The 7032-nt window shown below is 69.6% G+C and carries 5 protein-coding genes and 1 pseudogene; 5 read left to right on the top strand and 1 reads right to left on the bottom strand.

Going from position 1 to position 7032, the window contains the following annotated elements; translation table 11 throughout:
- The 5 genes and pseudogenes from VGR37_19720 to fetB all read left to right on the top strand — a co-directional run.
- A partial coding sequence (locus tag VGR37_19720) for a M1 family aminopeptidase (protein ID HEV2149638.1) occupies positions 1-2054 on the top strand: 2054 nt, incomplete at its 5' end.
- 1006 nt (positions 2055-3060) lie between these two features.
- Positions 3061-3456, top strand: a pseudogene (locus VGR37_19715) (magnesium chelatase domain-containing protein).
- A gap of 165 nt (positions 3457-3621) precedes the next feature.
- Entirely contained in the window at positions 3622-4575 is a 954-nt protein-coding gene (locus tag VGR37_19710; protein HEV2149637.1) for a DUF1259 domain-containing protein, read from the top strand.
- A gap of 89 nt (positions 4576-4664) precedes the next feature.
- Positions 4665-5351 carry an ATP-binding cassette domain-containing protein gene (locus VGR37_19705; protein HEV2149636.1) on the top strand — a complete coding sequence of 229 codons (687 nt, stop codon included), beginning with the start codon at positions 4665-4667 and terminating at the stop codon, positions 5349-5351.
- Between the two features lie 2 nt (positions 5352-5353).
- The gene (gene fetB, locus VGR37_19700) at positions 5354-6169 is read left to right on the top strand and encodes an iron export ABC transporter permease subunit FetB (protein HEV2149635.1); all 816 of its coding nucleotides are present in this window, start codon (positions 5354-5356) and stop codon (positions 6167-6169) included.
- Between the two features lie 88 nt (positions 6170-6257).
- On the opposite strand, the gene VGR37_19695 is transcribed toward fetB, so the two are convergent.
- A partial coding sequence (locus VGR37_19695) for an FAD-dependent oxidoreductase (GenBank protein HEV2149634.1) occupies positions 6258-7032 on the bottom strand: 775 nt, incomplete at its 5' end.

Here is a 7032-nt window from a genome sequence, read left to right as displayed (position 1 = left end):
CGGCGAGGCTGCTCTGGCCGCGGGGCACGGAGGCGGGCCCGGGATCGCGCCTCCGGCTGGCGCGCCGCCGCTTCACGCGCCCGGCCGCCTGGAGCGCGGCGCTCGCGGCGGGGCTGGTCCTGACCCTGGGCGGGTTCGTCTTCTACAATACGAACGTGCTGAACGAGTACCGCCCCTCCGCCGAGGGAGCGGAGCGGCGCGCCGAGTACGAGCGGCGCTACGGGCGGTACGCCGCGGTCCCGCAGCCCCGGGTAACGGGGACCCGGCTGCACGTGGAGATCCATCCCGAGCGGCGGGAGGTGGAGGTGCGCGGCACCTACCGGCTCGTAAACCGGGGAACGGTGCCGATCGACTCCGTGCACGTGGCCACCGACAGGGACGTCACGACCGGAGCCGTGGCGTTCAGCCGGGCGGCCACCCGCGTGCTCGCCGACGCGGAGCTCGGCCACGAGATCCACGCGCTCGCGCAGCCGCTCCGGCCCGGCGACTCGCTGGAGATGCGCTTCGCGGTGCGCTTCGCGCCGCGGGGATTCCCGAACCACGGGATCGACGCCTCCGTGGCGGAGAACGGCACCCACTTCGAGGTCGGGGACTGGCTGCCCGCCATCGGCTACCAGCGGAGCCGCGAGCTCGCCGGCGCGGGGGACCGCAGGGTGCATGGGCTCGCCCCGCGGCCGGCCGCTCGCTCCCTCCACGACGCCGCGGCGCGGTGGGAGGTGGCCCGCGACGAGCGGATCGCGGTGCAGGCAGTGGTCGGCACCGCCCTCGACCAGACGGCGGTCGCACCCGGCACCCTGCGCCGGACGTGGACGGAGAACGGGCGGCGCTACTTCCACTACGCCACCGACGCCCCGATCCCGAACCGCTACGCCATCTCCTCCGCCCGCTACGCGGTGCACGAGGCGCAGTGGACGAACCCTTCGGCGGGGGCGGGGGAGACCGTGCGGATCCAGGTCCTCCACCACCCCGGGCATGCCTGGAACCTGGACCGCATGGTCCGGAGCGTCCAGGCCTCGCTGGACTACTTCACGCGGGAGTTCGGCCCGTACCCGCACCGGCAGGTCCGGCTCGTGGAGGCCCCCAACCCCGGGATCGGCCTGCGGGCCCACCCGATCAACATCCGGTACTGGGAGGGCTTCTCCCTGCTCAACCCGGAAGACGACCACCGGAAGATCGACTTCCCCTTCGCCGTGGTGGCGCACGAGATGGCACACCAGTGGTGGGGGAACCAGCTCGTCCCCGCGGACGTCGAGGGGGCCGCGCTCCTTTCGGAGAGCCTGGCCTGGTACGGCGCGCTCGGGGTGGTGGAGGAGACCTACGGCCGGGAGCACCTGCGGCGGATCCTGGACCTGTTCCGCGAGTCCTACCTGACCCCCCGCGAGCGCGCCGGCGTCCCGCTGCTCCGGGCCAGCGACTGGTTCCAGGCCTACCGCAAGGGACCCTTCTCGATGTACGCGCTGCGCGAGTACGTCGGCGAGGAGCGGGTGAACACCGCGCTGCGGCGCCTGCTGGAGAAGCACGGCTCGGGGGCGCCTCCGCTGGCGACGTCTCTCGACCTCTACCGGGAACTCCAGGCGGTCACGCCGGACTCGCTGCGATACCTGCTGCACGACCTCTTCGAGGCGAACACGTACTGGGAGCTCGCGGCGGAACGGGCCACGGCGGAGCAGACGGAAGCGGGCACCTGGCGGGTGACGCTCGACGTGCGGGCGCGCAAGGTGACCGTCGACACCGCGGGCGTGGAGACCGAAGTCCCCATGGACGACCTCGTCGAAGTGGGCGTCTTCGCGGCCGGCAGGGGCGGAGGGCGCGGCGAGCCGCTGTACCTGCGCATGCACCGCGTCGGTTCCGGCGAGCAGCGCATCACCGTGACGGTGCCGCGGGAGCCGGCCCGGGCGGGGATCGACCCGCGCAGCCTCCTGATCGAGGTGAAGACCGGCGACAACGTGGAGGACGTAGGGCGCGCCGGGGCGCTGCCACGTCGCGGGCGGGGATCGATCCGTACACAGGCTGATCCAGCGGCTCCCCAGAGACAACCTCGTGGACTCGGATGAGGCGGCGCGGGCAGAGGCGGCCGGGCCGCTGCAATGCGCGGATCACCTATGGAGGGACAGCTCGCCTGTGGGCAGTTCCCGGGTAAGAGCGGGCTCGGCTATGTGTATCCGCGCAGCAGCGAAGTACCGCCGTCTCGGCAGCGAATCGCCGAGAATCCGTTGTACTCGAGCGCTGCGATGAACCTGGGTGCTGTCGCCCGGGTTCAGCTTTGGGGCCAGGAGGACGGACGGACAGGCGTCGTCGTGCATCCCGGAGGTATCGGGGTGGGGCTTTGCCGAGTCCCAAGTGGGTTCTCCTGACCGATCAGGCCGAAGGTAGAGCAGCAAATTAACGGCGCAAGGCGAGTACTCCACACGCCCAGGGTGGACACTCGTATTGGTGAGCGTCACCGTCGTGAGGAGACGACCCGTGCCTAGAGAATCAATCCGCCGGGTCTCTGCCTTGAAGTCCAGATCCTCCGGTCGAAGGATTGGAAATTGAGGTGGCCGTACCGGGTAGACGCGGGGAGGATCATGGCGCGCCTGCGGGGCAGGCTGCCGCTCCGTGGAGCACGAGAATGCAGCCACGATGACCCACATCCAGAAAATCACTCCGGGTGATCCGTTTCTCCTGTTCATTGTCTCTGAGACCCGCATTCCGGGCTACATTCCTCCTAGTGGCTGGCACTAAAGTAGTTCCTGGACCGGCGAGCTGGCGAGGTGAACCGCTCCGGGATTGCCGGAGGATCTTGCTCTTGCTACGGAATTTGGTTGTACCGCGTGTGACCGGAGTTCGGAGGCTCCTCCTCTACCGGTCATCTGAAGCGGCGGAGGGACTGCATAGGCTCACGCAGAGGAAACGGAGGAAGCAGAGACTCTCCGGTCTTCCCGGCTCCCTCCCCGATTTTCCCGGATTCCGTATGAGGTCGAGGCTGATGGGTCGCGGGAACTCTGATTCGCCTCAGACTCCGCTGGATCGGACGAACGCGGGTGGCTACCTACGCGTCTTTCATTCGTCGGGTCTGCCCCGGCGAACGTGGCGAAGTCGGGGAGCGCCTTCGACCTCCCGATCGCCGTCGGCATCCTCGCCGGGACGGGACAGGTGGCCGCCAACGGCGAGCTGCGGCCGGTGCGCGGCGCCCTCTCCATCGCGGTGGCGGCGCGGGACGCCCGGCTGCGCGGGCTGATCCTGCCGGAGGAGAACGTCGCCGAGGCGGGAGTCGTGGACGGGCTGGAGGTGCGCGGCGCGAAGACGCTGGGCGACGTGGTGCGGTTCCTGGAGGGCCGAGGGGAGCTGCCGGTAGCGGAGATCGACCGGGACGCGCTCTTCCGCACCTCGTCTGAGTACGACTGCGACTTCGCGGACGTGAAGGGGCAGGAGCACGCGAAGCGTGCGCTGGAGGTCGCCGCGGCCGGAGCTCACAACATCCTCGTGTCGTGTCGGAAACCCCTGCAACGGAACCTTGGAAGAGGGTCAAGGAATTGCAGGTCGGTTGGCCGCTCCGTAGAGTGCGTTGTGGGGCTGAGCCCTCGAAGCCGGCGGTCCCGTTCCGGCGTACTCGAGCCTGACCTGACCGGGAGGGATACCATGACGACAAGCGCGAGGTGGATCGTGATCGCAAGTGCCCTCACGTCCGCCGCGGCGTGTATCACCGGGTACACACCACCGGCTGACGCGCAGACCCCCGCCCCGCATGCGAACCCCAGCCAGGACATCGACTGGAAGGCGGTGGATGCGGCGATGGGGCGCTCCGGCTCCATGCAGTCCGGTGGCGTCTACCGGTTCGGCATGCCGCGGACCGATCTGAGCGTCACTTCCAAGGGGGTGCAGATCAAGCCATCGCTTGCCCTGGGATCTTGGATCGCCATGAAACAGTCAGGGCCGAACGAGGTGGTTGCGATGGGGGATCTCGTTCTCACCGACGACGAGCTCAATCGAGTCATCACGCGACTCCAGCGTGACGGCATCGGACAAACGGCGATCCACAAGCACCTCCTCGAGATGTCCCCCGCGATCTGGTGGACGCACGTCCACGCCCACGGGAACCCAATCCAGATCGCGCGGACGGTGCGGGAGGCGCTCGCCCTGACCGGGACGCCCGCCCAGTCGCCCGGTGGCGGGAACGCGTCGCAGGAACTGGGGATAGACACCGCGCAGATCAGCCGCATCCTCGGCCACAGCGGGCGCAACAACTCGGGCGTCTACAGCGTGAGCGTGCCGCGGGCGGAGACCGTCCGGGCGATGGGGATCGAGGTCCCCCCCTCGATGGGCCTGTCCACCGCCATCAACTTCCAGCCCACCGGTGGCGGGCGGGCCGCGATCAACGGCGACTTCGTGATGACCTCCGGCGAGATCGACCGGGTGATCTCCGCCCTCCGCGAGAACGGCATCCAGGTGGTCGCCCTTCACAATCACCTCACGGATGAGGAGCCGCGCCTCTTCTTCATGCACTTCTGGGCCAACGATGACGCAGTGAAGCTCGCGCGCGGACTCCGCGCCGCACTGGACCAGACGAACTCACGGCGGGGCGCGGCGCGCTGACGGCGCCCCGCCCGGCGATGACGGCTGAGCCGCGCCCCGGAGGCGGAGCGGAGGGAACGCCCGCGTTCGTCCTCCGAGGCGTTCGGCAGGTGAAAGCGGGTGCGCCGGTGCTGGAGGGCGTGGATCTGGAGATTCCGCAGAGGAGGGTGACGGCCCTGGTGGGTCCCTCCGGGGCCGGCAAAACGTCGCTCCTGCGCCTTCTGAACCGTCTGGATGATCCTACCGCGGGAGAGGTTCGGTACCGTGGCGATCCGATCACCGACCGCGAGATTCGCCGACTCAGGTGCGCAGTGGGCTTCGTGTTCCAGGCGCCCGTCATGTTTCCCGGCACCGTCGGCGACAACCTCCGTATGGCGGCGGAGCTCGCCGGCGAAACCGCCGATCTCGAGGCCAGGGTCCGCACGGCCATGGACCATGCCGAACTCGACTGGGCACTGGTCGATCGGGAGGGCGAGCGGCTCTCCGTGGGTCAGAAACAGCGAGCGAACATCGCCCGGGCACTCATGACCCGCCCCGAGGTGCTGCTGCTGGATGAGCCCACGTCGGCGCTCGACTCGGAGACTGCGGACCGGCTCACGGAGACGATCCGCCACCTGAGCACGGACCGGGGACTCACCGTAGTCATGGTCACGCACCGCTTGGCCGAGGCGCGGCGGGCGAGCGATTTCACCGTCGTGATGGAAGCGGGACGGGTGATCGAGGCGGGCTTGACCCCGCAGGTCTTCGTGCAGAGCGAGAACCCGAGGATCCGAGCGTTCCTCGAGAGCGGGAGGTAGCGGTGCTTGCACTCATCCAGCGGCCAGAAGTCCTGGAGCGTCCGATCACCGACGTGTCGTGGCTCGACCTGACCCTGGCGTTCGGACTCGTCCTGATCGCGATCGGCATCTCTCGCTGGCAGAAGCTCGGGTTGGGGAAGGACCTCGTGGTGGGCGCGATTCGGACGGTCCTCCAGCTCGCACTGGTGGGCTACGTCCTGGTCTACATCTTCGCGCTCGATCGCTGGTACCTGGTGATCGCGGCTCTGCTGTTCATGCTCGCGGTCGCGACGCACACGGCGGTGGATCGTCAGGAGCGATCTGATCGGGCGTTGCTCGGGATCACCGCCGCGGCGATGCTCCTCGGCTCAGGTCTCACGCTCGTCTACGTCGGTGCGGTGGTGGTCCGGATGGAGCCCTGGTACAACCCGCGCTACCTGATCCCGCTCTTCGGCATGATCGTGGGCAACGCCATGAACGCGGCCGCGCTCGCCGCGGAGCGCCTCCGGAGCGAGGTGGAGGGGCGCCGTGCGGAGATCGAAGCGTATCTGGCGCTGGGTGCCTCTGCCGAGCAGGCTTCCAGTGAGCCGGTGCGGCGCTCGCTCCTCGCGTCGCTCATCCCGACGGTGAACGGCCTCATGGTCGTGGGGCTCGTTTCCATCCCAGGGATGATGACCGGCCAGATCATCGCCGGAGCCTCCCCCCTCACCGCCTTCCGTTACCAGATCATCGTGATGTTCATGCTCGCGAGTTCAGTCGCGATCACCGCGACGCTGGTGACGCTGTGGTACCGCCGGACCTTCTTCACGGACGCCGAACAGCTCCGAGTGAGATCATGAGCGTTCCAACCTTCGATCTGAGTAACAACATGCTGATGGTGGTCCGCCCGGCTCCGGGAACACAGCCGACCGCTCTCCTCCCCGCCGTTCACCCTTCCAGCCGCCGGAAGCGCCGCATGAACCGGCGGTCGATCCAGTCCTTGAGACGCCAGACGGCGGCTCCGTGCCCAACGACGCCGCGGTAGGAGAGGAGCGCCGCGCCACTCCCCGTGTTCATCAGCGAGAGCCAGTCGCGCTGCGGCCGGTACGGCCGCGGCTCCTTCCCGGCGTGGATCCGCTCCAGGTTGCGCGCCAGCGCCTCCCCCTCGCGCACGGCGTACACTCCCGCCTTCGGCACCCAGGGGAAGCCGTCGATCGCCACGCAGTCGCCCCCGCCGAACACGCCCTCCAGACCGGGCACCGCCAGCGTCGGCCCCACGCGCAGGTAGCCACGCTCGTCCGTGGGGAGGCCGGAGTCGCGGAAGAGCGAGGGCGCCCGCGGGCCCGTCGCCCAGACCAGCAGGTCGCAGGGAAGGGCTTCGCCCCCCTCCAGCCGCACCGCATCCGGGCCGGCGGATGCGACCCGCTCGCCGGCCCGCACCTCGATGCGTCGCTCGCGCAGCAGCTCCCGGACGATGGTGCGGACGCCCCCCGGGTGCTCCTCCAGCACCTCGCCGCGCCCCTCCACGAGGGTGACCCGGTGCCGCTCGCGCCCGTTTCGCCGCGCCAGCCATGCGTCCAGGCAGAGCGCCACCTCCACCCCCGCGGTCCCGCCGCCCACGACCACGATCCGGGCGGGGCGGGCCGCCGACGCGCGCTGCAGCGCCTCCTCCGCTGCGGAGCGGAGGCCGAGGGCGCGCTGCATCGGCTTCACGGGGTGGGCG

It is taken from the genome of Longimicrobiaceae bacterium (genome assembly GCA_035936415.1).
In the GTDB taxonomy this organism is placed as follows: Bacteria; Gemmatimonadota; Gemmatimonadetes; order Longimicrobiales; family Longimicrobiaceae; genus JAFAYN01.
This window is presented reverse-complemented; position numbering and strand designations above follow the sequence as displayed.

Bases quoted from the DNA above. Each gene is read 5' to 3' on its own strand.
- VGR37_19710 (HEV2149637.1), top strand. From the start codon at position 3,622: ATGACGACAAGCGCGAGGTGGATCGTGATCGCAAGTGCCCTCACGTCC.